The organism is Bradyrhizobium sp. 141, from assembly GCF_023074055.1.
Taxonomy (GTDB): Bacteria; Pseudomonadota; Alphaproteobacteria; order Rhizobiales; family Xanthobacteraceae; genus Bradyrhizobium.
On sequence record NZ_JADPKR010000025.1, the window covers coordinates 70,021 to 96,220 of the forward strand.

At 64.1% G+C, this 26,200-nt stretch carries 29 protein-coding genes; 13 read left to right on the top strand and 16 right to left on the bottom strand.

Annotated elements, in window-relative coordinates:
* Positions 1-111 precede the first annotated feature (111 nt).
* On the top strand, positions 112-1,212 hold the full coding sequence (gene dinB, locus IVA81_RS07690) for a DNA polymerase IV (protein WP_247314345.1): 1,101 nt from the start codon (positions 112-114) through the stop codon (positions 1,210-1,212).
* 83 nt (positions 1,213-1,295) lie between these two features.
* Here dinB and IVA81_RS07695 read toward each other — a convergent pair whose 3' ends face one another.
* The 3 genes from IVA81_RS07695 to IVA81_RS07705 form a co-directional block, all read right to left on the bottom strand.
* Positions 1,296-1,589 (bottom strand): hypothetical protein, encoded by a 294-nt coding sequence (locus tag IVA81_RS07695; RefSeq protein ID WP_247314348.1) that lies wholly within the window; start codon positions 1,587-1,589, stop codon positions 1,296-1,298.
* 198 nt (positions 1,590-1,787) lie between these two features.
* Complete coding sequence (locus IVA81_RS07700; protein ID WP_247314351.1) at positions 1,788-2,081, bottom strand: DUF1330 domain-containing protein; 294 nt, start codon at positions 2,079-2,081, stop codon at positions 1,788-1,790.
* 27 nt (positions 2,082-2,108) lie between these two features.
* Positions 2,109-2,795, bottom strand: a complete 687-nt coding sequence (locus IVA81_RS07705) for a DNA-3-methyladenine glycosylase I (protein WP_247314353.1) — start codon at positions 2,793-2,795, stop codon at positions 2,109-2,111.
* A 156-nt stretch (positions 2,796-2,951) separates the two neighbouring features.
* Here IVA81_RS07705 and IVA81_RS07710 point away from each other — a divergent pair, with 156 nt between their 5' ends.
* Entirely contained in the window at positions 2,952-3,779 is an 828-nt protein-coding gene (locus tag IVA81_RS07710) for a metallophosphoesterase (RefSeq protein WP_247314355.1), read from the top strand.
* On the opposite strand, the gene IVA81_RS07715 is transcribed toward IVA81_RS07710, so the two are convergent.
* The 5 genes from IVA81_RS07715 to IVA81_RS07735 form a co-directional block, all read right to left on the bottom strand.
* Complete coding sequence (locus tag IVA81_RS07715) at positions 3,718-4,203, bottom strand: cyclic nucleotide-binding domain-containing protein (RefSeq protein WP_247314357.1); 486 nt, start codon at positions 4,201-4,203, stop codon at positions 3,718-3,720. The two genes, IVA81_RS07710 and IVA81_RS07715, sit on opposite strands and share 62 nt — an antisense overlap.
* Positions 4,204-4,288: 85 nt before the next feature.
* Positions 4,289-4,825 (bottom strand): GNAT family N-acetyltransferase, encoded by a 537-nt coding sequence (locus tag IVA81_RS07720; RefSeq protein ID WP_247314358.1) that lies wholly within the window; start codon positions 4,823-4,825, stop codon positions 4,289-4,291.
* Positions 4,826-4,946: 121 nt separating this feature from the next.
* On the bottom strand, positions 4,947-5,687 hold the full coding sequence (locus IVA81_RS07725) for a di-trans,poly-cis-decaprenylcistransferase (RefSeq protein ID WP_247314360.1): 741 nt from the start codon (positions 5,685-5,687) through the stop codon (positions 4,947-4,949).
* A gap of 30 nt (positions 5,688-5,717) precedes the next feature.
* Positions 5,718-6,092, bottom strand: coding sequence for a transcriptional regulator (locus tag IVA81_RS07730; protein ID WP_247314362.1), 375 nt, complete (start codon positions 6,090-6,092; stop codon positions 5,718-5,720).
* The gene (locus tag IVA81_RS07735; RefSeq protein WP_247314610.1) at positions 6,079-6,696 is read right to left on the bottom strand and encodes a hypothetical protein; all 618 of its coding nucleotides are present in this window, start codon (positions 6,694-6,696) and stop codon (positions 6,079-6,081) included. The genes IVA81_RS07730 and IVA81_RS07735 overlap by 14 nt, the downstream gene beginning before the upstream one ends.
* A 199-nt stretch (positions 6,697-6,895) precedes the next feature.
* On the opposite strand from IVA81_RS07735, the gene IVA81_RS07740 reads away from it, so the two are divergent.
* Positions 6,896-8,140, top strand: coding sequence for a trypsin-like peptidase domain-containing protein (locus IVA81_RS07740; RefSeq protein ID WP_247314364.1), 1,245 nt, complete (start codon positions 6,896-6,898; stop codon positions 8,138-8,140).
* Between the two features lie 13 nt (positions 8,141-8,153).
* Here the strand turns inward: IVA81_RS07740 and IVA81_RS07745 are convergent, their stop codons facing one another.
* Together IVA81_RS07745 and IVA81_RS07750 are read right to left on the bottom strand one after the other, a co-directional pair.
* On the bottom strand, positions 8,154-8,429 hold the full coding sequence (locus IVA81_RS07745) for a DUF3551 domain-containing protein (RefSeq protein ID WP_247314366.1): 276 nt from the start codon (positions 8,427-8,429) through the stop codon (positions 8,154-8,156).
* A 144-nt stretch (positions 8,430-8,573) separates the two neighbouring features.
* Positions 8,574-9,548 carry a tripartite tricarboxylate transporter substrate binding protein gene (locus IVA81_RS07750; RefSeq protein WP_247314368.1) on the bottom strand — a complete coding sequence of 325 codons (975 nt, stop codon included), beginning with the start codon at positions 9,546-9,548 and terminating at the stop codon, positions 8,574-8,576.
* A gap of 125 nt (positions 9,549-9,673) precedes the next feature.
* Between IVA81_RS07750 and IVA81_RS07755 the strand changes: the two genes are divergently transcribed.
* Positions 9,674-10,084: a VOC family protein gene (locus tag IVA81_RS07755; RefSeq protein WP_247314370.1), complete on the top strand. Its 411-nt coding sequence runs from the start codon at positions 9,674-9,676 to the stop codon at positions 10,082-10,084.
* 251 nt (positions 10,085-10,335) lie between these two features.
* Positions 10,336-11,916, top strand: coding sequence for an AMP-binding protein (locus tag IVA81_RS07760; RefSeq protein WP_247314372.1), 1,581 nt, complete (start codon positions 10,336-10,338; stop codon positions 11,914-11,916).
* Positions 11,917-12,035: 119 nt separating this feature from the next.
* Here IVA81_RS07760 and IVA81_RS07765 read toward each other — a convergent pair whose 3' ends face one another.
* From IVA81_RS07765 to IVA81_RS07775, 3 genes are all read right to left on the bottom strand, one after another.
* Positions 12,036-13,130, bottom strand: a complete 1,095-nt coding sequence (locus IVA81_RS07765) for an HD domain-containing phosphohydrolase (protein WP_247314374.1) — start codon at positions 13,128-13,130, stop codon at positions 12,036-12,038.
* A gap of 391 nt (positions 13,131-13,521) precedes the next feature.
* On the bottom strand, positions 13,522-15,804 hold the full coding sequence (locus tag IVA81_RS07770; protein ID WP_247314375.1) for a molybdopterin cofactor-binding domain-containing protein: 2,283 nt from the start codon (positions 15,802-15,804) through the stop codon (positions 13,522-13,524).
* The gene (locus tag IVA81_RS07775; protein WP_247314378.1) at positions 15,801-16,292 is read right to left on the bottom strand and encodes a (2Fe-2S)-binding protein; all 492 of its coding nucleotides are present in this window, start codon (positions 16,290-16,292) and stop codon (positions 15,801-15,803) included. The genes IVA81_RS07770 and IVA81_RS07775 overlap by 4 nt, the downstream gene beginning before the upstream one ends.
* 362 nt (positions 16,293-16,654) lie before the next feature.
* Here IVA81_RS07775 and IVA81_RS07780 point away from each other — a divergent pair, with 362 nt between their 5' ends.
* From IVA81_RS07780 to IVA81_RS07795, 4 genes are all read left to right on the top strand, one after another.
* Entirely contained in the window at positions 16,655-17,419 is a 765-nt protein-coding gene (locus IVA81_RS07780) for an alpha/beta fold hydrolase (protein ID WP_247314379.1), read from the top strand.
* A gap of 23 nt (positions 17,420-17,442) precedes the next feature.
* The gene (locus IVA81_RS07785) at positions 17,443-17,784 is read left to right on the top strand and encodes a hypothetical protein (RefSeq protein WP_247314381.1); all 342 of its coding nucleotides are present in this window, start codon (positions 17,443-17,445) and stop codon (positions 17,782-17,784) included.
* Positions 17,785-17,987: 203 nt separating this feature from the next.
* Positions 17,988-18,662 (top strand): dienelactone hydrolase family protein, encoded by a 675-nt coding sequence (locus tag IVA81_RS07790; protein ID WP_247314383.1) that lies wholly within the window; start codon positions 17,988-17,990, stop codon positions 18,660-18,662.
* Positions 18,663-18,755: 93 nt separating this feature from the next.
* On the top strand, positions 18,756-19,238 hold the full coding sequence (locus IVA81_RS07795) for a hypothetical protein (RefSeq protein ID WP_247314385.1): 483 nt from the start codon (positions 18,756-18,758) through the stop codon (positions 19,236-19,238).
* A 1-nt stretch (position 19,239) separates the two neighbouring features.
* On the opposite strand, the gene IVA81_RS07800 is transcribed toward IVA81_RS07795, so the two are convergent.
* From IVA81_RS07800 to IVA81_RS07810, 3 genes are all read right to left on the bottom strand, one after another.
* Entirely contained in the window at positions 19,240-19,986 is a 747-nt protein-coding gene (locus IVA81_RS07800) for a polysaccharide biosynthesis/export family protein (protein WP_247314387.1), read from the bottom strand.
* A gap of 225 nt (positions 19,987-20,211) precedes the next feature.
* Entirely contained in the window at positions 20,212-20,868 is a 657-nt protein-coding gene (gene msrA, locus IVA81_RS07805) for a peptide-methionine (S)-S-oxide reductase MsrA (protein WP_247314389.1), read from the bottom strand.
* Positions 20,869-21,065: 197 nt separating this feature from the next.
* Positions 21,066-21,383 carry a hypothetical protein gene (locus tag IVA81_RS07810; protein WP_028133689.1) on the bottom strand — a complete coding sequence of 106 codons (318 nt, stop codon included), beginning with the start codon at positions 21,381-21,383 and terminating at the stop codon, positions 21,066-21,068.
* A 380-nt stretch (positions 21,384-21,763) separates the two neighbouring features.
* On the opposite strand from IVA81_RS07810, the gene rpsT reads away from it, so the two are divergent.
* From rpsT to dnaN, 4 genes are all read left to right on the top strand, one after another.
* Positions 21,764-22,030 (top strand): 30S ribosomal protein S20, encoded by a 267-nt coding sequence (gene rpsT / locus IVA81_RS07815; RefSeq protein WP_212083530.1) that lies wholly within the window; start codon positions 21,764-21,766, stop codon positions 22,028-22,030.
* A gap of 1,292 nt (positions 22,031-23,322) precedes the next feature.
* A complete protein-coding gene (dnaA, locus tag IVA81_RS07820) occupies positions 23,323-24,729 on the top strand; it encodes a chromosomal replication initiator protein DnaA (protein WP_247314391.1) in 1,407 nt (468 codons plus the stop codon).
* Positions 24,730-24,850: 121 nt separating this feature from the next.
* Complete coding sequence (locus IVA81_RS07825) at positions 24,851-25,006, top strand: hypothetical protein (protein WP_247314393.1); 156 nt, start codon at positions 24,851-24,853, stop codon at positions 25,004-25,006.
* A 4-nt stretch (positions 25,007-25,010) separates the two neighbouring features.
* Positions 25,011-26,129, top strand: a complete 1,119-nt coding sequence (gene dnaN, locus IVA81_RS07830; protein WP_247314395.1) for a DNA polymerase III subunit beta — start codon at positions 25,011-25,013, stop codon at positions 26,127-26,129.
* The last annotated feature ends 71 nt before the right edge of the window (positions 26,130-26,200 follow it).

A 26,200-nucleotide genomic window follows, 5' to 3' on the forward strand; every position in this document is an offset into this window, starting at 1 on the left:
GCGGGGTAGCTCCTTGGTGAACCGATTCGTTCTGGAGCCTCCGATGCGCGTGATCGGAAGCGCGTTGCTCGCAATCTCGCGCTTCGCTTCGCCGGATTGTATCATCTCTCCATGAGCGATTACGACATGGTCGCCGGCGAGGCTTCGCCGGTGCGCAAGATCATCCATATCGACATGGATGCCTTCTATGCGTCGGTAGAACAACGCGACAATCCGGAGCTGCGCGGAAAGCCGGTTGCGGTTGGGGGCTCCGCGGAGCGCGGCGTCGTCGCGGCCGCCAGCTATGAGGCCCGCAAATTCGGCGTTCGCTCCGCCATGCCGTCGGTGACGGCGAAGCGGCAATGTCCCGAGCTGATCTTCGTCAGGCCGCGCTTCGAGGTCTACAAGGCGATCTCCAGGCAGATCCGCGAGATCTTTGCCGAGCACACGTCCATGATCGAGCCGTTGTCGCTCGACGAAGCGTATCTTGACGTCACCGAAAATCTGCAAGGCATCCCGCTGGCGCGGGACATCGCGCTGCGGATCCGCGAGAAGATCAAGGCCGAGACAGGCCTCAACGCGTCGGCGGGCATCTCCTACAACAAGTTTCTGGCCAAGCTCGCCTCCGATCATCGCAAGCCCAACGGTCAGTTCGTGATTTCGCCGGAAATGGGGCCCGCTTTCGTCGAGACGCTGCCCGTCGGCAAGTTCCACGGGATAGGCCCGGCGACGAGCGCGAAGATGAATGCGCTCGGCATGTTCACCGGCCTCGACATCCGCAATCAGTCGCTGGAGTTCATGAATGCGAATTTCGGCAAGTCGGGCGCCTATTATTATTGGATCTCGCGCGGCGTCGACGAGCGGCCGGTCCGGGCCGACCGAATTCGCAAGTCGATCGGCGCGGAGAACACGTTCTCAACCGATCTCACCGAGTATGGTGCGCTGTCCGCCGAGCTCAGACCTCTCGTCGACAAGGTCTGGCGCCATTGCGAGGCAACCGGCAATCGGGGCCGGACCGTCACCTTGAAGATCAAATTTGCCGACTTCGAGATCATCACGCGCAGCAGATCCGTCGCAGCGGCGGTTACGGGACGGAATGAGCTGGAGCGGCTGGCCTGCGGCCTGCTCGAAGCCGAGATGCCGCTGCCAAAGCGCGTCAGGCTCCTCGGCGTCTCATTGTCTGCCCTCCAGGCCGGCGACGAGCCGGAGCCGCAGCTGACATTGGGCATTTGAGCGGGCCGCAACATTTGTCCGCGACCGACGGTGGCGGGACTTTTCAGACCCGCCACCGATGAAAGTCGACTCGCTCGGGCCGCTCAATGCCTGACGTGCTCGAACACCACGATCACGCCGGTCGGCTCGGGCTCGTGCGCCATCAGGCGCGTCAGGTCGGAATCGCCCCAATCGGCGAGGCTGACGACTTCGCCGCTCTCGCGGTCGGCACCGAGCGACGGCGTGGGCTCGAGGACCTTGAGGCCCATTTCGTCGACGAAGAAGGTGTGCTCGCCGAACATGCTGTTAAGCTGCGGCATGGCGGGATGTTCGTCGGGCAGCACCTGAGCGCCGAGTTGGTTGACGGTCTGCTTCACCTGTTCGGTTGTGAGCTTCATGAGCTGCTCCGTTTCTGTCACCGGTTTCATTGGCCCGGGCGGGAGCGCGCGTTCCCTGCGCCTTTGTCCGCCTGGCTCAACTCCGAACCGGCGCTGCGCACAAATGTTCCTGCGAAATCTAATTTGTGATCGCGTGTTGCATCGGCCGTGCGCGCGGCACGAGATCGCCACAAGATGCACACGATCTGGCCGCGGGATCTATTCAACCGCTTCAACGATCCGGATGTCGCGGTCCGCGCCGTCTCCAAGCAAGTCATGCGCGGCCTGGTAGGCCGGGCTCGCATACGCCGCCTTGGCGCGCTCGACACTGTCGAACTCGATCAGAACGACGCGCTCCATCTGGCCGAGCTCGAAGACCGCAGCGGGCATCCCGCGCGCGATCACGCGGCCACCTGCCGCTTCGATGGCTTGACGCGACACCTTGGCGTAGGCCGCCATGGCATCGGGATTCTTGATCGCACGATAGGTGGCAACCCAATAGGCTTTGGCCATTATTGCTCTCCTGCTTTCGGGGACATGCTAGTCGCTGCGGTTCTCGCCGACCGACAGCGCGCAGATGCGTGACAGAAAGGTGTACGGCAGGCCGCTCTCCTCGGCCCAGGCGTTGAACTGCGCCTGCACCTTGGCGAGGTCGCCCTTCGACTTGACCTCTTCTGCAATGTCGAGGCCTGCATCGCGTAAGGACGCGACGACGTCCTTCGACGTGACAAAGCCATCCCAACCGACGAAGCGCAGCAGCATCTGGCCGGTATTGCCGCCGAGACGACTGCCGCGCTTGGTCAGGAGATCGAGCAGGCCGATCTGGTCGGACGAAGGCCATTTCGCCAGAAACTTGCCGAAGCTGCCATGCTCCCTCGCGATCTCCTGCACGAAGCCGGCATTGTCGCGCACCGACATGATCTTGGCACCGTTGCGCACGATACGCGCGTCGCGCAAAAGGCCTTCCCAATAGTCTTCCGGCTGGAAGCTGAGCTTGGCCGGCTGGAAATGCAGGAAGGCATCTTCAAAGCCATCCCATTTCGAATCGATCACGCTCCAGGCAAAGCCGGCGCAGAACACACGCTTCGTCATCTCGGCAAGGATGCGGTCGTCGCCGAGCTTGGCCAGGCGCTTCAGATCGGGCTTTGCCGGCATCAGTTTTTCCAGCGCCTTGGGGCCGCCCTTGCGTTTCTCGGCGCGGGCGCGAATGGACTTGAAGGGGGTCATGCGGACATCTGCGTTAAGGGTCCGCCACGACATCAGAATTCAACGAAACGGTCCAGTCCTGCGATGATGGCGTTGGGAAGCGACCATGCTGGTCCGCTTCTTGCTTCATGAGGTCCGGAATTCCCTGACATTTTCGCTCTCTCGCGGACGTTTCCAATGCGCTGCCTGGTCGTGGCCGACCTGCACTATTCGCTGCCGCAGCTCGACTGGCTGGTCAGCGCGGCACCGCAATTCGACCTCGTGATCTTCGCGGGCGACGCCCTCGACATCGGCTCGATGGTGGATTTTCGGGCCCAGATCGTGGTGGTGAAGAAGTACCTCGCGCTGCTTGCCGCGAAGACCCGCGTCATCCTCTGCTCCGGCAATCACGACCTCGACGAGCGCAATGCAGACGGCGAGAAGATCGCACGATGGATCTCGGAAGTGCGCGAGTTGGGCATCGCCTGCGACGGCGACAGCCTTACCATCGGCGACACGATGTTCACGGTGTGCCCGTGGTGGGACGGGCCGCTGGTCAAACAACGTATCGTCGCCCAGCTCGCCGACGCCGCCGTCCGCCGGCCGCGACGCTGGATCTGGGCACATCACGCGCCGCCGGCGGATTCACCGACGAGCTGGGGCGGCAAACGGTTCTTCGGCGACGTCGAGCTGGTGCAATGGATCATGCAGCACCAGCCGTCGATGGTGATCTCCGGCCATGTGCACCAGTCGCCGTTCATCACCGCCGGCTCGTGGTTCGACCGGCTGGGCGAGAGCTGGATCTTCAACACCGGCCTGCAGCCGGGCCGGCCGCCGACCTACATCGTGCTGGACCTCGACGCGGACAAGGCGTTCTGGCTTGCGGCCGGCGAGGCCCAGTGGATCGACCTGAATGCGCCGCTGAAACGGCCCGCAGCGTCGATCGAGGCGCCGCCCGACTGGCTCACATCCTTGGATCAGATTGCCGATCCGAGCCTGGCGAAACCTCAAGCGGCGGCAGGTTGATCATGCTCTGGAGCACCTCGCCGACCATGGCCAGATGTGTGCCGTGGCCGGCATATTGCCGTTTGAGATCGGCGAGATAGGTGTTGGCGACATTGAGCCGTTGCGCCAGCATTTTTGCGATCAGCAGGGCTACGCCCGGCTCCTTCTCGAGGAACGAGGCGGCATCCTCGAACTCGTAGACGACCGCGTCGGAGCAGGCCCGCACCGTTGCGGTGTGCGGCTGGCCCAGCAGCACGGACATCTCGCCGAGCACTGCGCCGGGCTCGGTGACGGTGGCGACCACGGTCTCGCCCTTGAGCACCTCGAGCTTGCCTTGCATCAGCACGTAGAGATGGCCGGTGGTGCCACCCTCGGCGACGACGATCGTGCCGGCGGCAACCTGCCGCTCCGTTCCGCCAGTGCAATAGTCCAGGACCGCGCGCATCGCAGAAAGCTCCCATCGCTGCGGACACCCCTCGCCGGAGACTAGAGCATGATCCGTGCCAGGCGGCAAATCAACGCGCGCCTCGCTAACGCGACAGGCGTTTCGCGAGGTGGACCGAATGCCAGTCTCCGAGCCCGGTATCGTTGAACCCCACCTTCTTCGCAAGGCCGCGCATTTCAGCGTTCGTGCGCGCCGTCTCGCCCGCGATCATCTCGTGGCCGAGATCGATCGCACGCGTTTCCATTGCCGTCATCATCTGAAGGCCAAGTCCCATGCGCTGGAAGGCATCGGCGACCGAGATGGCAAATTCGCCATGCCGTGCCGCCGCGTCGTAGGCGTATCGCGCTTCGCCGATGATCATGCTCCGCCCCTCCTCCCTGAGCTCGGCGAGCAAGGTGAAATTATCGAGACCGCCGCTCTTCGCGATGCATTCAGCCGCGACCACGCCGGGGTCCGCGCGCGCACCACTGAAGCGCTTGTTGCGGGATGTCGTGGATAGGCCGGTGAAATAGACCGACAGGTTCTCGACATCCGATGCGCCGGCGGTTCTGATGCAGACCGTGCCATTCGCTTCGGTCAGCTCGACCGGCTCGACAACGGCTCCCGGAAACAGCTGTGACATGCGTGATGCTTTCGGCAGGTGCTGGGACTTGCACACCTAGCCGAAGCCGCGCACCGGGCGCTTGGACATTGCCGCCAATCATGCGGCTGAAAACGAACAGCTCGTTTTCACGGGCCGCGCGTCACACACGGGAGAGCGACGGCACCTCCTCGGGCATGATCGCCTGAAGGCCGCCGAAGCGACGCTCGCGGCCATGGAAAGAGGCCAGGGCAGCAGCAAGATCGCTCGCGTCGAACTCGGGCCACATCCGCTCGGTGAAGTGCAGCTCGGCATAGGCGCCTTCCCAGAGCAGGAAGTCCGACAGCCGCTTCTCACCCGAGGTGCGAATGATGAGGTCGACGTCGCGCAGGCCGGCTTCGCCGGTGACGAGCTGCGAGAAGGCTTCGCGGGTGATGCTGGTCAACGCGGCCGCCTTCGCCGCGGCATTGAGAATGGCATCGCGTGCGGAATAATCGACCGCGATACGCAGGTGCAGCGTTCCGCCCCGGGCGGTGGTTTCCTCGGCGCGCGTAATCGCGGTGGCGATGCCTTCGGGCAGGCGATCGCGACGGCCGATCACGGTGAGACGCACACCGTTCTTGACCAGGCTCTGCACCTCATTGGCGAGATAGAAACGCAGCAAGGTCATCAATGCAGCGACCTCGGCCTTCGGCCTTCGCCAATTGTCGGTGGAGAAGGCGTAGAGCGTCAGCGTACCAATGCCCTGCTTGGGCGCGGCCTCGACGATTCGGCGGATCGCCTCGACGCCCGCCTCGTGGCCGCGCACGCGCGACAGGCCGCGCCGCGTCGCCCATCGTCCGTTGCCGTCCATGATGATGCCGACATGAAGCTTCTCGTTGCGGGACGTAAGATCACTTTGCATTGCAAAGTCTCCGGTCAAAAAGAGGGAGGATCAAGTCGAGGCGATACCGAGACGTCCGAGCGGCGGCGCCTCGCGGCCGGCGGCCTTCGCAGCATCGCGCACCAGGCGCTCGAGCACGGCGAGATAGTCGAGGAAACGGCGGCGCCCGGACTTGGTGAGGCGGCATGTGGTGTGCGGGCGGTTGCCCTCGTAACCCTTCGTCACCTCGACGAGGCCGGCCTCCTGGAGCACGGCAAGGTGCCGGCTGAGATTGCCGTCCGTGAGGTCGCATAACTGCTTGAGGTCGGCGAATGCCAGCCCCTTGGGATGCGCCATCAGCGAAGTCAGAAGCCCGAGCCTCGCCTTCTCGTGGATCACGCGGTCCAATCCTGCGTAAGAGAAGGGTGCGCTGTCAGTCTTCGACATCGTGGTCTCCGGATGCGACATGCAGAATGCCCGCCATCATCGACTGCCCGATCACGAAGGGCAGGCCCATGGTCCATGGCGACAGTGTGTGGGTCTGGCTTGCGAGCACCACCACCGCGAAGCCGGACACGAAATACCAGGCGCCGGCGAACGCGACGGTGCGCGGCAACGAGCGGACGGAGGCAAAAATGCCGAGCGAAACCAGGATCTGCCACAGGCCCGGGAGCAACCACAGCGTCTCGCCTGCGAACTTCCACATCAATACGGCGAGCAGCACACCGGCAACGCCTGCGGGCAGGAACTGCTCGACCGCCTGGTGGATCATGGCGTCGGCCAGACCCGAATGATGACGGCGCGATCGCGCGCGCATCTCGATCCCGATCATCAGGCCGGAGAGCGCGGCGGCGATGAACCAGCCCAAGAAGAAGCCGAGCGGCTCACTGGTGGGATCGCCGAGCAGCCAGAATTGCAGGATCGCGGTGAGCAGCGCGACGGCGCCGGTCGCGGCCATCGTCGCCGGGCCGTAGCCGCGGAACGCCGTGCCGGCCGCAATCTGGCTGCGGATCGTCACGATGTCGGCCAGTGCCTTGTCGAGATCGCGAATTGGCAACGCCGGAACCTCGCTCCCCATGCTTGCCCGGACCGTCTGTCCTCGTCACTTTGTATCGCAAAGTATATCGGAATGCAAAGTAATGACAAGTCCGAAAGTCGCCGCGAAGGGATTGCGCCGGAACGGACAACTGGCGGTTGCGCGGCGCATGGTCCCCCAGATATGATGGAACCAAAAGGGTCCGGGGGCTGGTATGTGGCTTAAGTCATTAATCGTTGCGACCTTATTGCAGATGGGTATCGCCGCAGCCGCGCATGCGGCGGGACCGTTCGGCAGCGTCAATGTCGGCAACTGGATCGGCGGCGCCTTCAGTAATGACGAGACGGGCGCCTTCTCCCATTGCGCGGCAACGGCGCCTTACGCCAACGGGGTGAGTCTCGTCGTGGGGCAGAATGCGGCGGGCTCGTGGCTTCTAAGCTTCGCCAGCCCTGGCTTTCGTTTCAACAAGGGCGATACCGCGCCCGTTGACTTCATCTTCGATGGACAAGAGCAGGCCAGGTTATTTGCGACCTCCAACGCCCCCAACATGGTGACGACCATCCTGCCGCTCAATGTCGCTCGCACCTTCCAGAAGGCAAGCTTGATGGTGGTGACGACCAACGGCAGTAAGCCACTCCAATTCGTGTTGACGTCGACGGCGCCCCTGGTCGCGGCGCTGGCGAACTGCGTCACTCGGGTGAAGGCAGACGGGCTCAGCAAGGCCGGGGATTTCACAAAGGGTACCGCGAAGCCAGCGGCCACAGCGGACAAGCAGGCGTCCCCGCCGGCCAGCAAGTCCGCCAAGTCCAAGAGCGGCACCGGCTTCGTGGTCAGCGCCAACGGGCACATCGTCACGAACCACCATGTGATCGACGGTTGCAGCGACCTCAAAGGCAATCTCACGGGCGAGGCCGCAATGACGTTGCGCGTCGTATCGAGCGATGCCATGAACGATCTAGCCCTCTTGCAGGCGCCGTCAACAACGACGTTCAAAGAGTTTGCGCGGATCCGCGACCGCTCAATCCGCTCCGGCGATTCCGTCGTGGCGATCGGCTTTCCCTACCGCGGGCTTCTGAGCTCGGACTTCACCGTGACCACCGGTATCGTGAGCTCGCTCAGTGGGATGCGCAACGATTCGCGTTTCCTTCAGATCAGCGCACCCGTGCAGCCCGGCAACAGCGGAGGCCCGCTGTTCGACACCACCGGGCAGATCGTCGGCGTGGTTACGGGAAAGCTCGACAATCTGCGGATCGCGGTCGCAACCGGCAACATCCCCGAAAACATCAACTTCGCCATCAAGACCGGCGCGCTACGCGACTTCCTCGACAATTCCGTGGTGCCCTACCAGACCGCAGAGCCCAAGGGTGAACTGAAGACCACCGACATCGCCGCCAACGCCCGCGCCTATACGATGCTGATCTCGTGCACCGGGACGGAACAGGCGGACGCGAAACGGTAAAATCGGTCAGCTCTTAATACGGCGCGACGGGCCGCGCGCGCCGCTGCGGCCGGGGTTGCGGCTGCACCTGGCCGTAGGCGAAGCGAGGGTTGCGGTCGCAGTACAGCAGCCGGCCGGATACGCTGGCCTGGCATTGTTCATAGGTGTTGTAGGAGCATTCGCCGGGATAATCATAGTCGCCGCCCTGGGCGCACCATGGATAGTCGCGTGCGGCTGCGGGCGTGACGGTGGCGAAGCCGCCCAGGACCGCAACGCCGAGCGTCACCAGCACCAATTGCGTCTTGCGCATGATCCAACTCCTCTCCAGCTGGCCCGAGATACGGCGCCTCTCTCATCAGGTTTCGCGGCGCCGTTTTATTCCAGATCAACGAAACAAAGAACGAAAAAAGCCCTGCCGGACGGCAGGGCTCCTATCCTCACGATCACAAGATCGCTACTCGACCTTCAGGCCGGCGAACTCGACGACCTTTCTCCACTTCTCGGTCTCGGCCTTGATCTCCTCGCCGAACGCCTCGGGCGTCTGCGCGCGCGGCTCGCCGCCGAGCTCGACCAGACGCTTGGCCATGTCGGGCTCCTTGATCACCGCGTTGACCTCGGCGTTGAGCTTGGCGATGATTTCCTTCGGCGTGTTCTTGGGCGCGCCCATGCCGAACAGTGCACTGGCCTCATAGCCCTTGACGGTGTCGGCGATCGGCTGGACATCGGGCAGCTGCGGCGAGCGTTCCGTGGTGGTGACGCCGATGGCGCGAAGCGAGCCGGAGCGGATGTGCTGGATGATCGAAGGCATGTTGTCGAAGATCACCTGCACCTGGCCGCCGAGCATGTCGGTGATCGCGGGCGCCGCGCCACGATAGGGCACGTGCTGCATCTTGCAGCCGGTCATGGCCATGAACATCTCGCCGGACAGATGCACCGAGGTGCCGTTGCCGGACGAGGCCATGTTCACCTTGCCGGGATTTGCCTTCACGTACTCGATGAACTCGGCGACGTTCTTCGCCGGCACGTCCTTATTGACGGTCATCACATTCGGCACGCGCTGGAACGAGGCGACCGGCGCCATATCCTGCACGAAGTTGAACTTGAGGTTCTTGTAGAGCGAGGCGTTGATGTAGTTGGCCGGGTTGACCAGTTGCAGCGTGTAGCCGTCCGGCTCGGCGTTGATGACCGATTCGGTGGCGATGTTGTTCCCGGCGCCCGGCTTGTTCTCGATCACGAATTGCTGGCCGAGCTTTTCCGACAGCCGCTGGCCGATCAGCCGCGCCAGAATGTCGGTGGCCCCGCCCGGCGGATAGCCGACCACCCATTTCACCGGGCGGGCCGGATAATCGGCGGCAAGGGCCTTCGACAGCGGGGTGGCTGCAAGCGGACTGGCGGCGAGCAGGCCCAGCGCGGTACGGCGAGTGATCATCTCAAGGGTTCTCCCAACGTGTTGTTCTTGAAGCCAGATATCTTGAAGCCGGCGTCGGTGGGGTTGTAACAAAGCTTGCTGCAGGCGGAAAGTGCGCGGGGCGCATCGCGACGAAAGGATAAGGCATGCCGGTCAAGGTCGAAGCCCTCGATCATCTCGTGATCAACGTCGCCGACGTCGCGGCCACTGCGGAGTGGTACCGCAGGATTCTCGGCATGGAAGTCAAGGTGTTCGATCCCGGCGGCGGCAAAGCGCCGCGGACGTCACTCGTCTTTGGTAACCAGAAGATCAACGTTCGGCCGCGCGATGCTGACAAGGTGGAGTGGTTCACCGCGGACCACCAGACCGCCGGCAGCGAGGACCTCTGCTTCCTCACCTCTGCTGCGCCCGACGAGGTGGTGGCGCATTTGCAGGCACACGGCGTCGCGATCGAGGAAGGCCCGGTTCCCAAGCAGGGCGCCCGCGGCACGCTGCGCTCGGTCTATTGCCGGGATCCGGATGGCAGCCTGATCGAGATTTCGTCGTACGCGGATTAGGTCAGCCTGGCGCGACACACTCCATCGTCATGCCCGGGTTTGTCCCGGGCATCCACGTTCTTCGCGCGGCAAGACGTGGATGGCCGGGTCAAGCCCGGCCATGACGGAGGAGAGAACGTGCGCACCTCACATGGCACGGCACGCCTCGCCCGCCTGCACCCCGGATTTGCTCCCCGCGCCATCCAGTGGCAGGAAGACGCAATAATCCAGAGACAGCCGCCATCAAGATGCAGGCTGCACGGGAGGACACCATGCCTGTTCAACAGACCGCAGCCGGAATCGTCGGCCCATTCGATGGGCTTGACGTGCCCTGGCTCTTGAGGATGCGGGCCGAGGTGCGCAGCTCACATCCGTTCCTGATCTGGGCGCCGTTCGATGCGCCGGCACGGCGCTGGAGTTATGGCGAATTTCACGAGCGGGTCGGCGCGCTCGCGGCGGGGCTGGCGGGACGCGGCATCAAGCCCGGGGAATATGTGCTCACTCATCTGGACAATTGCATCGAGGCGATGCTGGCCTGGTTTGCCTGCGTCGAGCTCGGCGCCATCGCGGTCACCACCAACACGCGCTCGGCGCCGGCCGAGATCGCGTATTTCGCGGATCATTGCGGCGCAGTCGCCGCGATCACACAGCCGGCCTATGCGGAGATCGTCGCGCAGAACTGCCGCAACATCCGCTGGATGACGGTGACCTCGCATGATGCGGGCACGGCGCCCGCGCAGGCGGTCTCGCGCGGCGAGAGCTTTGAATCCCTGTTCGCCGACAGCGCCGACCGTCCCCACCGCCCCACCGATCCGCTCGCGCCGTGCAGCGTGCAATACACCTCCGGCACGACGTCGCGTCCGAAGGCGGTGCTGTGGACCCATGCCAACGCGCTGTGGGGCGCCAAGATCAACGCCGCGCACGAGGACCTGCATGCCGGCGACGTGCACCAGGCCTATCTGCCGCTGTTCCACACCAACGCTCTCGCCTATTCCATGCTGGCGACGCTGTGGGTCGGTGGCTCCTGCGTGATCCAGCCGCGCTTCTCCGCGTCCCGGTTCTGGGGCGTCGCGCGCGAGCACGGCGCGACCTGGACCTCGACGATACCGTTCTGCATGAAGGCGCTGCTCGAGCAGGAGATCCCGAAAGACCACAAATTCCGCCTGTGGGGCACCGCGATCAACGAGCCGCCGGCCTTTGCCGCGTTCGGCGTCAAGATGATCGGCTGGTGGGGCATGACCGAGACCATCACCCACGGCATCGTCGGCGAGGTCGATCAGCCCAACATCCCGATGTCGATCGGCCGCGCGGCGCCGGAGTATCAGATCCGCATCACCGACGATGACGGACGGCCGACCGAAGTCGGCGACACCGGCAACCTCGCGATCAAGGGCATCCCCGGCCTGTCGCTGTTCGCCGAGTACCTGCACAACGAGAAGGCCACGCGCGAGAGTTTTGATGAGAAAGGCTTCTTCCTCACCGGCGATCGCGTCGAGCGTCTCGCGAACGGCTACATCAAGTTCGGCGACCGTGCCAAGGACATGCTGAAGGTCGGCGGCGAGAACGTCGCGGCCTCCGAGATCGAGCAGGTGATCGCACTCGTATCAGGCGTGCGAGAGGCCGCCGTGGTGGCGAAGTCGCATCCGATGCTGGACGAGGTGCCTGTCGTCTTCATCGTCCCGCAGGGCGGCGTCGCAGGCGCTGCGCCCGATCTCCATGATCGCGTGATGGCCGCCTGCCGCAAAAGCCTTGCCGACTTCAAGGTGCCTCGCGAGATCAGGTTCGTCGACGACATGCCGCGCTCGACGCTCGAGAAGGTCGCGAAGGCGGAGTTGAGGAAGATGGTGGGGTGAGCGAGGTGCCGTAGGGTGGGCAAAGCGAAGCGTGCCCACCTTCTGAGTGTGATCGGAGAATGCTCGTGGGCACGGCGCTGCGCGCCTTTGCCCACCCTACCGCAGCGGAGAGTGCTGCCTCAGAACGACCCCAGCGCCACCGGGCGGAACGCCTGCAGCAGCTGCTGATCCAGCTTGCCGCCCATGCCTTCCATCATCCCGAACGCACGCGAGTGCGTGAAGGGCATGCGGTAGGCGCGTTTCTCGACCAGCGCGGCGTAGATGTCGACGATCGTCGTCACCCGCACGATATCGCTGATCTGGTTCGACGACAGGCCGTTCGGATAGCCGCTGCCGTCGAGGAATTCGTGGTGATGCAAGACGACGTCGAGCATCTCGGGCGGGAAGCCGCCTTGGGCTGCGAGCGCGTCATAGCCGCGGCGCGGATGCTGACGGACCTCGGCCATCTCGTCGTCGGTGAGCTTGCCGGGCTTGTCGAGCAGCGCGGAGGGAACGAAGGCCTTGCCGACGTCGTGCAGCAGCGCGGCGCGGGTCAGGCGGCGCTGGTCGTCCTCGCGCATGCCGAGATGCTGCGCGAAGGCGACGGCGAAGCCGGTGACGAACAGGCAGTGACGATAGCTGCCGACATGGTGGCAGCCGACCGTGGTGAGCCATTCGCGCAGCGAGGAGTGCTTGATCGCCTTCAGGATCTTGGTTTCCGCGGCGATGACATCGTCGAAGGTCAGGGCCACGCCGAGCGGAAGCTTCTCGAACATCTTCTTCAGCACCGCATGCGCCGCATCGACCCCGCGGTTGAGCGTCTTGCCGCGGTCGGTCGCGTCATAGGCGGCGGTATCGGGGAAAGCGGCGCGGATGCGCTGCAAAATAGCGTCGGCCTGGAGCGGCCGCGAGATCGTGTCGGTGGCGCCCAGCGCCCAGGCCTGCATGGTGCCGTGATGCAGGGCGTCCGCGAGCACGAACAGCCGCGGCATCGACCGATAGGCATCGCCGCGCAGCTTGTTGCGCACCCGCTGCACGCTCTCGGGCGAGCGCAGGTTGATGTCGACCACGAGGCCGGAGAGATCACGCGCCGGCTGGGCGGGAATCGCCTCTGTCGACACCGTCGCGACCTCGCCGACCGCTTTCAAAATGCTGGCGAGCTCCGTGCTCTCGTCGCTTCGGTCGGAGGCGAGCAGAAGCCGGCGTTTGGCGGCGGTTTTGGCTAGCGCGTTCATGACTTCCCCAAAGCATGGGACTGAATTTGGCGACAGCCTAAGCCGGATCAGGTTCTCTGGCCCTTAAGAGGCGTGCTCAATGGAACCTTGGGGGATCGCGTGCAATTTTAGGGATTTTTGGGTTCCGGGGCGGGAACTTCAAAACCGCGAAAACAACCCCATGCACAGTAGACGGGGTCTTGATAACAAAGGGGAATTTGGAGCCTCAACGTCTCCGTCATGGCCGGGCTTGTCCCGGCCATCCACGCCTTGGTTCGGCGCACGAAGAACGTGGATGCCCGGGACAAGCCCGGGCATGACGGCGAATGTGGAGACACAGAACTCCAAAACAAATCCGCCGGAGGGTTGGCCCTCCGGCGGATCATCTCGTTCACTGATAGCAGTCCAGCCCTTACGCCTTCATGCTTGCCTTCACCGCCTCCGCCGTGATCGGCAGTGCTCGCACACGGGCGCCGCTCGCCTTGAAGATGGCGTTGCCGATGGCGGGGGCGACCACCGTCACGGCGGGCTCGCCGACGCCGGTGGCCTTTTCGCCATTGGCGATCACGGCAATCGCGACCTCGGGCATCTGGCTCATGCGCAGGGGCGTATAGCTATCGAAATTGGTCTGCTCGATGCCACCGTCCTTCAGCGTCGCCTTCTCGTACATCGCCAGCGACAGCCCCCACAGCGCCGCGCCCTCGACCTGGGCACGGATGTTGTCGGGATGTACCTGGGTGCCGACGTCGGTTGCCACCGTGAGCTTCTTCACGGTCACCTCGCCCGATGGCGCCACCGCGACATGGGCGACGCACGCCGTCCAGCTCGCGGTCGCACGCTCCTGCGACGACACGCAGGCAACGCCCATGCCCTCGCCTTTTGGCAATGGCTTGGTGCCGTAGCCCGACAGTCCCATCGCGGCCAGCAGCGTGTTGCGCAGCCGCTGCGCGCCGCCGTCGTTCTTGCCGGCACCGTCGAGCAGCGAGATGCGGAACTGGGCGGGATCCTTGCCCGTGGCAGCCGCGATCTCGTCGATCATGCTTTCGACCGCCCAGAAGGTCCAGCCCGGTGCCACCGAGCGGAGCTGGCCGGACGGCGTGGCATTGTGCGCGAGCTCATTCTTGATCGCGCGCACATAGTGGTTGGGCACGGTGTAGAAGAAGTCGGCTCCGTTCACCGTGAAGCTATCGAGCGGGCCCTTCTTGTCGACCGAGGGCGTCAGGAAATCGGGGATTCCCCAGCGCGCAGTCGGCCAGGCCGAGACCACGTCGTGGCTAAGCGCGACCAGCTTGCCGTCGCCGTCTACGCCGGCCTTGACCTTTTGATAGGTGAGCGGACGCGAGAAATCCATCGTCATGTCGTTCTCGCGCGTGTAGATCACCTTCACCGGCTTGCCGATCGCCTTCGCCGCCTGCACCGCGGGAATCATCATGTCGGCATCGAGCCTGCGGCCAAAGCCGCCGCCGAGCCACATTTGATGCATCACCACGAACTTCGGATCGATCCCGGCTGCGCCTGCTGCAATCGCGCCGGAGCGCGTTGCGAACTGATTGCCGGAATAGACGTGCAGGATGTCGCCCTTGAACTCCGCAGTGGCGTTCATCGGCTCCAGCGGCGCATGGATGTTGATGCTGGTGGTGTACTCGGCCTCGACCACCTTCGCCGCCGTGCCGAATGCAGCGTTGGGATCGCCGTCCTTGACGAAAAACTGGCCGGAATCCTCGAGTTTCTGAAGCCGCATGGCCTCGTCGAGCAGCGACTGGCTCGACAGCTTCGCGTTCGGACCGCCGTCATAGGCGATCTTGAGCGCCTGCGCCGCCTTCTTGGCGTTGGCATAGGTGCTGGCGACCGCAACGACCCAGCCGGAGGTCGTGCCTGTCTTGTCGTCGAGGGCGACGGCCTTGATGAAGCCCGGCACCTTCTTCGCCGCGCTGTCGTCGACCGATTTCACCGTGGCTCCGAAGCGCACCGGCGGCGTCACCACCGCGCCATAGGCCATGCCCGGCAGCATCACGTCGATGCCGTATTTGGCCGTGCCGTTGGTCTTGGAGGGGATGTCGAGCTGCGGCACCGAGACACCGATCATGGTGTACTGATCCGGCGTCTTCAGCTTGATCGCCTTCAGCTCATCCGGTGTGAAGGTTTTCGTCGCCTTGCCGCTCTTGACCACGTCGGCAAACGACATCTGCTTCTTCGACTTCGGATGCACGATCATGGAATCGCGCACCGTAAGCTCGGACGCCGGCACGCCCATTGCGGCGGCCGCGCCTTCCGTCAATGCCATGCGGCCGGCGGCACCCGCGCGGCTCATGGCATCGAAGTTCATCATCGTCGACCAGCTTCCGCCGGTGATCTGCGCGCCCAGAACTGGATCGTTGAACTTCGGATCGTTGGAGGCGAGATTAACCCGCATGTCGCTCCATTTCGCGCCGAGTTCCTCGGCTACGATCTGCGCCATGGTGGAGGCGATGTGCTGGCCCATGTCGGCCTTGCCGCAGGTCACGGTGACCAGGCCATCGGGCGCGATCGCGTACCAGACGCTCGGCTCGAAGTTCGAGGGTGCAGCGAGCGCTTCGCCGATGCCGGGGACGCCGGCGTAGCCCAGCACGAGGCCGGTCGCGGCGCTGCCGACAAGGAAGGAGCGGCGGCTGAGATCCGTCGTCTCAGGCGTGACGTTTTTCACGTGCTCGTTCATGTGGGCCTCCGCTCGCTGGAGGTGGCCGATGCGGTGCGCATCTCGGATGCGGCGCGCATGATCGCTTTCTGGATCCGTGAATAGGTCATGCAGCGGCAGAGATTGCCGTCCATATGCGCGACCACTTCCTCTTTGGACGGATTAGGATTTTTCGACAGCAGCGAGGCTGCCTGCATGATCTGCCCGGATTGGCAATAGCCGCATTGCGGCACCTGCTCGGCGACCCACGCCTTCTGCAAGGGATGATCGCCCTTGGCGGAGAGGCCTTCGATGGTGGTGATCTTCTTGCCGGCGACGTCGCCGACCATGGTCTGGCACGAGCGCACGGCTTCGCCGTTGACGTGCACGGTGCACGCACCGCACAGCCCGGCACCGCAGCCGAACTTGGTGCCGGTCATCTGCAATTGCTCGCGGATCGCCCAGAGGAGCGGCGAGTCGTTCGCCGCATCCACGGACATACTCCGCCCGTTGATGGTGAGAGTTGGCATAGGCGTCTTCCCCTGCCGGTGCATGAAGCCGCTTACGGCGGCAACTTGAATGGCGGACGCCCACCGGGCCGGCGCCAGCCTTGGCCACAAGCATGATCGCGTTCGCGTGCCGTGGCAAATGCAATTTGGAATGAGTCGAAACAGACCACCTCTGCACTCGCTCGTTGTGCGCCGCGCCAATGGCGCCGACGTAGCCACTGAACGCAACAGCCAGCGCATCGCACATGCGTGCCATCGCGTTGAGGCAGTTTCTTCCAGGTAACTTGGCAGGCTAAAGTGATGAAAGAAGTGGCACCGCGATGTCCCACAAGGGGAAAGGGTGCACCGAGGTCGTCGCAAGAATAAGATGAAGGGCGGAAACAATGCCGAAGATCAATCGGGACGGCGTCGAGATCTACTACGAAGTCCACGGCAAAGGGCCGCCATTGCTGCTCACCCACGGTTACTCATCGACGTCGGCGATGTGGCATGGGCAGATCGATGCGCTCGCGAAGGCGCACAAGCTGATCCTGTGGGACATGCGCGGCCACGGCCAATCCGATTATCCCGATGATGCGAACGCCTACAGTGAAGCTCTGACTGTCGGCGACATGGCGGCGATCCTCGATGCGGTCGGCGCGACGCGCGCCATCATCGGCGGACTATCGCTCGGCGGCTACATGTCGCTCGCGTTCTACCGGGCCCATCCAGAGCGTGCCCGCGCGCTGCTGATCATCGACACCGGCCCGGGCTTCAAAAAGGATGACGCGCGCGAGGCCTGGAATGCACGTGCACTGGCCACCGCCGACAGGCTCGACCGCGAAGGCCTCGACGTCTTGAAATCGGCAACGCGTGAACGCGCCACCGCCAGTCATCGCAGCGCCAAGGGACTGGCGCTCGCCGCGCGCGGCATGCTGACCCAGCGCGACGCCCGCGTGATCGAGCTGCTGTCCGACATCAAGGTGCCCTCCCTGATCGTGGTCGGCGCCGACGACACGCCGTTCCTCGCCGCGTCCGATTACATGGCCGCAAAAATCCCCGGCGCACAAAAGGTCGTGATCCCCGCGGCCGGTCACGCCGTCAACATCGATCAGCCCAAGGCTTTTGTTGACGCCGTGCTGCCTTTCCTGAAGAACTTGCCGGCATAGGCCGGGCAATGGGGATGCGGACCATGATGCGAGCGATATTCGCGGCGGGCGCAATGGCGTCGCTGCTGTCGGCGGCGGCACAGGCCGAACCATTCGACGCGGTGCGCTCGCGGCAGCCCTTCGTCGCAACCTTGTCGAACAACATTCCGCTCGCGTTCGGCATGGATGCCGAACAGACCGCCCGTGCCCTCGGGCAGCCGCTGCAATATGTGCGGGGGCGTCCCGGCAACGAAATCTATCTCGCGCTGCGCAACATCGGCGGCAGCGGCTTGATCCCGTATCGCCACCGCCTGTTCCTGCAATTCCGTCACGGACGGCTGGCAGGATGGAAGGAGGATTACGGCGAGAACTGGATGTGGGAGTGAAGGCGGCGCTTCGTGGTGCAAAGTCATCACATCTGCGCCGTCGTGCGTTGATGTTGCCCCATCGTCATGGCCGGGCTTGTCCCGGCCATCCACGATCTTTCGTCCAGCACGAAGGACGTGGATGCCCGGGACAAGCCCGGGCATGACGAGATTGTGGAACGAGCGAACTCCCTATCGACAACCAACCAAGAAGGACAACCCGCGTGGGACAAGACATCAAACTGACGGCGTCCGACAATTTCCAGTTTGGCGCCTATCGCGCCGATCCCTCGGGCGCGCCGAAGGGCGCGGTGGTGGTGATCCAGGAGATCTTTGGCGTCAATCACCACATCCGCTCGGTCTGCGACCGCCTCGCCGGGGAAGGCTATGTCGCGATCGCGCCGTCGATCTTCGACCGCACCGCGCCCAAATTCCAGTCGGGCTATTCGCCCGACGAGATTGCGGAGGCGCGAAAATTCGTCGCTAGTCCGGACTGGGCTGCGATGCTGCGCGACACTCAGGCGGCGATCGATGCGGTCCAAAGCGTCGGCCCAGTCGGCATCATCGGCTTTTGCTTAGGGGGCAGCATCGCCTTCGTCGCAGCGACGCGATTGACCGGCCTGAAAGCCGCGATCGGCTATTACGGCGGCGCGGTGGTGCGTTTTGCCGACGAGACGCCGAAAGTGCCGACGCAACTGCATTTCGGCGAGAAGGATGCCGGCATCCCCCTGACCGACGTCGAGACCATCAAGTCGAAGCGGCCGGATGTGGAGACCTTCGTCTATCCGGGCGCCCAGCACGGCTTCCATTGCGACGAGCGAGCGAGTTACGACAAGGCCAGCGCCGACATCGCCTGGCCGCGCAGCATGGAGTTTTTCGCGAAACATTTGACGAAGTAGCGCCCGCCTCTCTCAAAGCAGGAATCGGGTGGTTGCATATGGTACCCGGCGATAGAGCTGGCGGATCAAGCCAACTCACGCCGGAAGATCGCCATGCAACAAGCCATCACGCACCTCGTCATCCGCAATCCGTTCGGAACCATGGATGTCCCCGCACCCGATGATTCCGAAGTGATGGACTATGCCGCGACGGCCACGCTGGCCGGCGATGCTGCAGACGGCAACGCGGCGGCGTGGGCAGCGATCGCAGCACCATCAGATCCGGTCGAGGGAATCTGGGCGAGCCGCTGGAATGGCGGCGCCGATCCGACCATCGCCGGCGATACGCCGGACAAGTGGAAGCAGGGACGCGCGGAGATCCGCATCGCGGGGAGCCGGATCTATCTGCGCTTCGACTGGGACAACGGCCGCCGCCACGGGCTGATCGACGCCGCGCGCGACGGCGCGGGTCGCCTGGCCGGGAAGTACATCAATCTGACCACGCCGGCGATCACGCGGCCATGGGTCGGGCGCGTGGTCGATGCTGTCAGGATCGACGGGTGCTTTCCAGAGGGCCGGCTGGATTTCAGACGCTGAGCTAGAACCAGCGCTCGCCGACGAACACGGTGTCGCCGGGGTTCAAGGGGGTGCCGAGCGGCACCACGGCACGCATGGAGCCGCCATTCTCGGTGTGCGTGACGGTGACCACGTCACGCTTGGCGCGCGGCGAGAATCCGCCGGCGATGGCGACCGCGCTTTCGACCGTCATGTTCGGAACGTAAGGATATTGGCCGGGCGCCGTGACTTCGCCGAGAATGAAGAACGGGCGATAGGCCTCGATCTCGACGGCGACCGAGGGCTCGCGGATGTAGCCGTTGCGCAGGCGCGCGGCGATCTCGCCGGCAAGACCAGCCGTGGTGCGGCCGCGCGCCGGCACCGCGCCGATCAGCGGCATGGTGATGGAGCCGCCGGCATCGATGGCGTAACTGTTGGTGAGGCCTTCCTGGCCGTAGACGACGACGCGGAGCTTGTCGCCGGCATCGAGATGGTAGGAGGCGTCATAGCGCACCGGCGCCGCCATCGGCGCGGCGTAGCCGACCGGCATGGGTGCAGGCGAAGAGGCAAAGGAATTGCGCAACGCGCCGATGGCGCCGCCGCCATCGGCGACGACAACCGGCTGCGGCGCGCTGTAGGGCTGGCCATAGGCCATGGAGTCGAGATCGGCGCGCGGCTGCACCATCGCGACCGGGCCGGCAGTCTGCATGCAGCCGCCAAGGGCAAGCGCGGCGGACGCTGCCAAGACCACTGCCGAGATCGACGATCGAAACGCGCGTGCAACTGGCACCGGACCTACCCTCGAAACGAGATGGCTCCAGTGATGCACCGGTTATGGTTAATAAAGCGTTGAACGGGGGGCGGTGCTGCCACGGCATCGTATGAGCCGCGCGACTCCCGCAGACGTTCCCACACCGTCATGCCCGGGCTTGTCCCGGGCATCCACGTTCTTGGGTGCCGCGCGGAGATCGTGGATGGCCGGGACAAGCCCGGCCATGACGAACCTCTGGTAGGACTACGCGCTCACACCGACGCCGATCGGGCAGGACACGCCGGTGCCGCCGAGGCCGCAATAGCCGGCGGGATTCTTCGCCAGATATTGCTGATGGTAGTCCTCGGCGAAATAGAATTCGCCTGATGGCGCGATCTCGGTGGTGATGGCACCGAGGCCTCTTCCTGCGAGCGCCTTCTGATAGAGCGCCTTCGACTCGTCCGCCGCTTTCTTCTGCGCGTCGGAATAGGTGTAGATCGCGCTTCGGTACTGCGTACCGACATCGTTGCCCTGGCGCATCCCCTGCGTCGGGTTGTGGCTTTCCCAGAACGTCTTCAACAGCGTTGCATAGGAGATCTTGCTCGGATCGAACACGACCAGCACCACTTCGGTGTGGCCGGTGCGCCCCGAACAGGTTTCTTCATAGGTCTGGTTCGGCGTGTGGCCGCCGGCATAGCCGACAGCAGTCGTGGCGATGCCATCGCCGAGCTCCCAGAACTTGCGCTCGGCGCCCCAGAAACAGCCGAGCCCGAACACGGCCTGCTCAAGGCCGGCGGGATAAGGAGGCTGCAGCTTACTACCGTTGACGAAATGGGTGGTCGCGGTCGGAATAGCTTGCGCACGGCCGGGCAGCGCCTCAGTTGCGCTCGGCAATGCGGTGGTCTTGCGCATGAACAGCATGATTGGATCTCCGGAGGCGAGCTGTCCGTCGCCTGAGCCAGATGCTCACGCGGCGTGCTCGCGATCAGGTGGGAATATAGGGCTCTACGTGAGCGTAGGCCGCGTTGTTACGCCGCGCGCCTCCCAGCGCTCAATCCCGGCGGGAATTGAAGGTCAATCCCCGGGAATTGAAGTTCAATCCCGGCGGGAATTGAAGTTCAATCCCGGGAATAGCCGATCAGCGGTTTCCGCGGGCGGAACAGGATCATCAGCAGGATGCCCAGAATGCCGAGGACGGCAAAGACCGGCTGATCCAGCAGCAGGCGGATCACCGAGGTCCAGAGCCAGGGGGCCTTGGCCTCGACCCAGGTGCGGAAGGCCGATTGGCTGGCCTGATTGATGTCGTTCCAGAACTGGCCGAACCGGGTGAACCGCAGGGTCTGGTCGGCCACCCAGCGGGCGCCGTCATAGACCATGAAGATGAACCCGCCTGCGAGCAGCAACAGCCCAATCAGTCGGAAAAAGCCGCGGATCATGCCTCACCTTATATGGTCGTCCGATCGGAGGACCCGATAAAACGCCGCCTGCCAATAGCCGGGAGACGGCAGAAATTCAACCTCTTCAGGGCGTTACCGTGCTCCCTGGAGCTCTTTGGGGGCGGCTTTTCCAGCCCGGAAAGCGTTGACGGTGCCGAAGACCCTCTCTATAAGGGCGCCAACTGGCGGCGGGCGCAATCCTGCCGCCGCTGTTCTTTGAGCAGTTGCAGGCTCCTCGAGCTTAGAGGCTCTTTGAGGCCTCATGTTCCGGGGACAGCCTAGCAACCGAACACCCTAAATCCGAGCGTCGATTACGCGGTCAAGCAAGCCGGCGCTACCCGACCAAGACGCGACCGGTACCCGCAAAGGATATTGAGACCATGGCCAATACCACTTCCGCCAAGAAAGCGACGCGCAAGATCGCCCGCCGCACCGCCGTCAACAAGTCGCGCCGCACCCAGATGCGCGGTGCTGTGCGGACCGTCGAAGAAGCCATCGCGACCGGCGACCGTGCCGCTGCCGCAAAGGCGCTGGCGAATGCCGAGCCCGCCCTGATGCGTGCCGCCCAGCGCAACATCATTCACAAGAACAATGCCAGCCGCAAAGTCTCGCGGCTCACCGCGCAGATCGCCAAGCTCGCCAAGTAAGCGCGCCAAGTAAGCGCGTTAGGTAAGTTCGCCAAGTAACGGCGGACCATCGGTCGACTGATCGATCGAACATCGCACGCGTCAAACAGCCCGGCATCGCGCCGGGCTTTTTTGTTGCCTGTCATATTACGCACGCAGTCACGCCGCAGCCAATCTTCGATTGGAAGGTTTGCTCCGCCTGCGCTATGTTTCGTTCCGTAGTTTTACCTGCCGATGTTTTGCAACAGCGGAAACTTTCATTGCGTTGCAAAAAACTCCTGCGCCGCGCGCTCGAATTGAATCCGCGGGCGACGAAAGTTCTACACACCGTAGATTCACAGGCGCGCACACCGGGTGGGAGTTACCCTGTGAAACGAGACTCAAAAAACGATGTCTCGCTAATCACTTATCGACATAGTGATCGCAAGCGTTTGGAAAAATCACCCGCGCGTCGGGGTGCGTGACGAATTTGTTAAAAAATTTCGGCGGTGGCTGAGAATTGTCACATGAGGTGTGGCGTTCTCGATTCTGTGCACGAATCCAAAAACTTGCTTCGAAGCCTGTGAACAACTCGCGCGGGGCGTTAACCGAGGTCAAGTTTTTTGGTGCCTCAAGTGTGAATCAATTTCGTTGCGAGTCTTTCTGCATAGTGTATTCCTTAAGTCGTCAGCGGCGCCCACGATCTTCAGACCAGCGCGGTTTAGGAAACGGGGCGAGCGTGCAAATCGGCGGCGGTGTGCACGTAGGCGACGCTTCAACAAGCGATGTCGGTTCACAACCCATAGCAATATGGGAATGGTAGCTATTTGTCTGAATGTCTCCAAGCGGGATCTTCCCGCCTCGTGCCACGCGCATTTGAGAGACGTCGCAAAGCTACCCCGGCAGGCAAGGCGGCGAAGTCGAGCGGACGACCAGTACACGGGCAGGCATCCGCGACAGGAGTACGGCGCGGCTGTCGTCAAGACACGCAGGACCTTGCCGTGAGCGATCACGGCAGGATGGGGAGGTATCATGTCTTACGGACTCAACGCGGTATTGCAGCACGTTTCGCATTCCAACGATGCCGTCCCAGATCCGTCAGATATCCAGCCTCCCGCGTGTGACGGAGCGCCGAGTACGCGCTGACCTCGCGACCCCTCCATCTCTGACATCGCTGATCTGACGCGGCGTTCCCGCCGGACGGTCGAGCTATGCCTGACGATGGACTCGCTTTGAGGTCGCGCCATTCCAAGGGCCCTGCTCAAGGGGTCCTGCAGGAACACCTGCATGGCGCTCACAACGCAACTATATCTCTCAAGAGAAGTTTTCTGACGATGACAATGGAACAGGATCGCTGGTCACGCGTGAAGGGTCGGCTGCGCTCGAGCGTTGGCGAGGACGTTTACACGAGCTGGTTTGCACGCATGGATCTGGAAGGCGTGCAGGACGAGAGCGTGCGACTCTCAGTGCCGACCCGCTTCCTGAAGAGCTGGATCCAGGCCCATTATGCCGAGCGCGTGCTGTCGTGCTGGCAGGCCGAGATGCCGGAAGTGCATCGCATCGACCTCACGGTGCGTTCGGCCGTGCGCCCGGTGGTGCCGAAGGAAGCCCCGGCGCCCGTCGAGATGCGACGCACGCCCACGCCGGAGCTGCGTTCGACCGCGACCGCGCCGGTCTCGGCCAATCACGACGCGCTCGGCGGCTCGCCGCTCGATCCGCGCCTGACCTTTGCGAGCTTCGTCGTCGGCCGCTCCAACACGCTGGCGCATGCGGCTGCGCGCCAGGTCGCGGAAGGTCGCCGCGGCGATCCCGTGATGTTCAACCCGCTCTACATCCATGCCGGCGTCGGACTCGGCAAGACGCATCTGCTCCAGGCGGTGACCTGGGCCGGCAATTCCGGCAACGAGCGCAAGGTGCTGTATCTCACGGCGGAAAAATTCATGTACGGCTTCGTCGCCGCGCTGAAGACGCAGACGGCGCTGGCCTTCAAGGAAGCGCTGCGCGGCATCGACGTGCTGGTGATCGACGATCTCCAGTTCCTGCAGGGCAAGTCGACCCAGGCCGAGTTCTGTCACACGCTGAACGCGCTGATCGACGCCGGCCGTCAGGTCGTGATCGCGGCCGACCGTCCGCCGTCCGACCTCGAAAGCCTCGATGACCGCGTGCGCTCGCGGCTCGCCGGCGGCCTCGTGGTCGAGATGGGCTCGCTCGGCGAGGAGCTGCGCCACGGCATTCTCAAGTCGCGCGTCGCCGCGGCCCGGGCCCATCATGCGACGTTCGAGGTGCCCGAGGAGGTGCTGCATTATCTGGCGCGCACCATCACCCACAATGGCCGCGACCTCGAAGGCGCGATCAACCGTCTGCTCGCGCACTCGAAGCTCAACAACCGGCCGGTGACGCTGGAAATGGCCGAGCACGAGGTGCGCGACCTGGTCCGGCCGCAGGAGCCGAAGCGGATCAAGATCGAGGACATCCAGCGCGTGGTGGCGCGGCAGTATAATGTCAGCCGCTCCGACCTCCTCTCCTCGCGCCGCACCGCCAACGTGGTCCGCCCGCGCCAGGTGGCGATGTACCTCGCCAAGACGCTGACCCTGCGCTCGCTCCCGGAGATCGGCCGCCGCTTCGGCGGGCGCGACCACACCACGGTGCTGCACGCCGTGCGCAAGATCGAGGCCCTGGTCTCCAAGGACAACGCGCTGTCGGAGGAAGTGGAGTCGCTGAAGCGCCAGCTTCAGGAATAAACGCCTAAGGCGCTCTGCCATTCTGCCGCCGCCCCGGCCATGCCTGGGCGGCGGTCTTCGTTTGCCTGGGCGGCGACCCTGGTTTTGGGCGGTAAATCGTGGGGAACTGCTCGGCAATCCCTTGAAACCGATGACTTTCCGCGCCACCTTGCGCGACCCTGACGGCTTTGGTCATATCGGCTGGATGATCCGGCTTTCCGGGGTCTTCGGTGCCGTGGTGCGCGTCCCGCCGCCCGGCCTTCTCAACGTTGTGTTTCCTTGGGGATCGGGCGAGTAGTGCAATGAAGGTTACGGTCGAACGCGCGCAACTCCTGAAGTCGCTGGGCCACGTCCACCGCGTAGTCGAGCGCCGCAACACGATTCCGATCCTCGGCAACGTGCTGGTCCGCGCCGAGAACGCCAAATTGTCGCTGAAGGCGACCGACCTCGACCTCGAGGTGACGGAGACGCTGCCGGCGGAAACCGCGACCGCGGGCTCCACCACCGTGCCGGCGCACATGTTCTACGACATCGTGCGCAAGCTGCCGGATGGCTCGCAGATCGTGCTGGAGGCCGACGGCGACCGTGCGGTGCTGGCGATCCGCGCCGGCCGCTCCCGCTTCACGCTGCAGACCCTGCCCGAGAATGATTTCCCGGATCTGGCCGCCGGCGACATGTCGCATTCCTTCTCGCTCGCTGCCAAGGACGTCAAGCGGCTGATCGACCGCACCCAGTTCGCGATCTCCACCGAGGAGACGCGCTACTACCTCAACGGCATCTATCTGCACGCCGCCGGCACGCCCGCGGCCGCTACCCTGCGCGGCGTCGCCACCGACGGTCACCGCCTCGCCCAGCTCGATCTGGTACAGCCCAAGGGCGCCGAGGGCATGCCCGGCGTGATCGTGCCGCGCAAGACCGTCGGCGAGGTGCAGCGTCTGATCGAGGACACCGACGCCGAGATGACGATCGAGCTGTCGCAGGCCAAAATCCGCTTTACGATCGGTAACGTCGTGCTGACCTCGAAACTGATCGACGGCACCTTCCCCGACTACGGCCGCGTCATCCCGCAAGGCAACGACAAGGAGCTCGTCGTCGACAAGAAGGATTTCGAGAACGCGGTCGACCGCGTCTCGACGATTTCGAGCGAGCGTGGCCGCGCGGTCAAGCTGTCGCTGGCGCCGGGCAAGCTGGTGCTGTCGGTGACCAATCCGGATTCCGGCAGCGCGACCGAAGAGCTCGAGGTCGAATACGCCTCCGACGCCCTCGATATCGGCTTCAACTCCCGCTATTTGCTCGACATCGCCGCCCAGATCGAAGGCGACGTGGCAACCCTCAGGCTCGCCGACCCCGGCTCGCCGACCCTGGTGCAAGACCGCGACGACAAGAGCGCGCTCTACGTGCTGATGCCGATGCGGGTGTGAGGGTGAGGCAGCGGCTTCTCCTATCAACGAAAGCGCGATGCATGTTGCTGCGCCCTCTCCCCTTGTGGGAG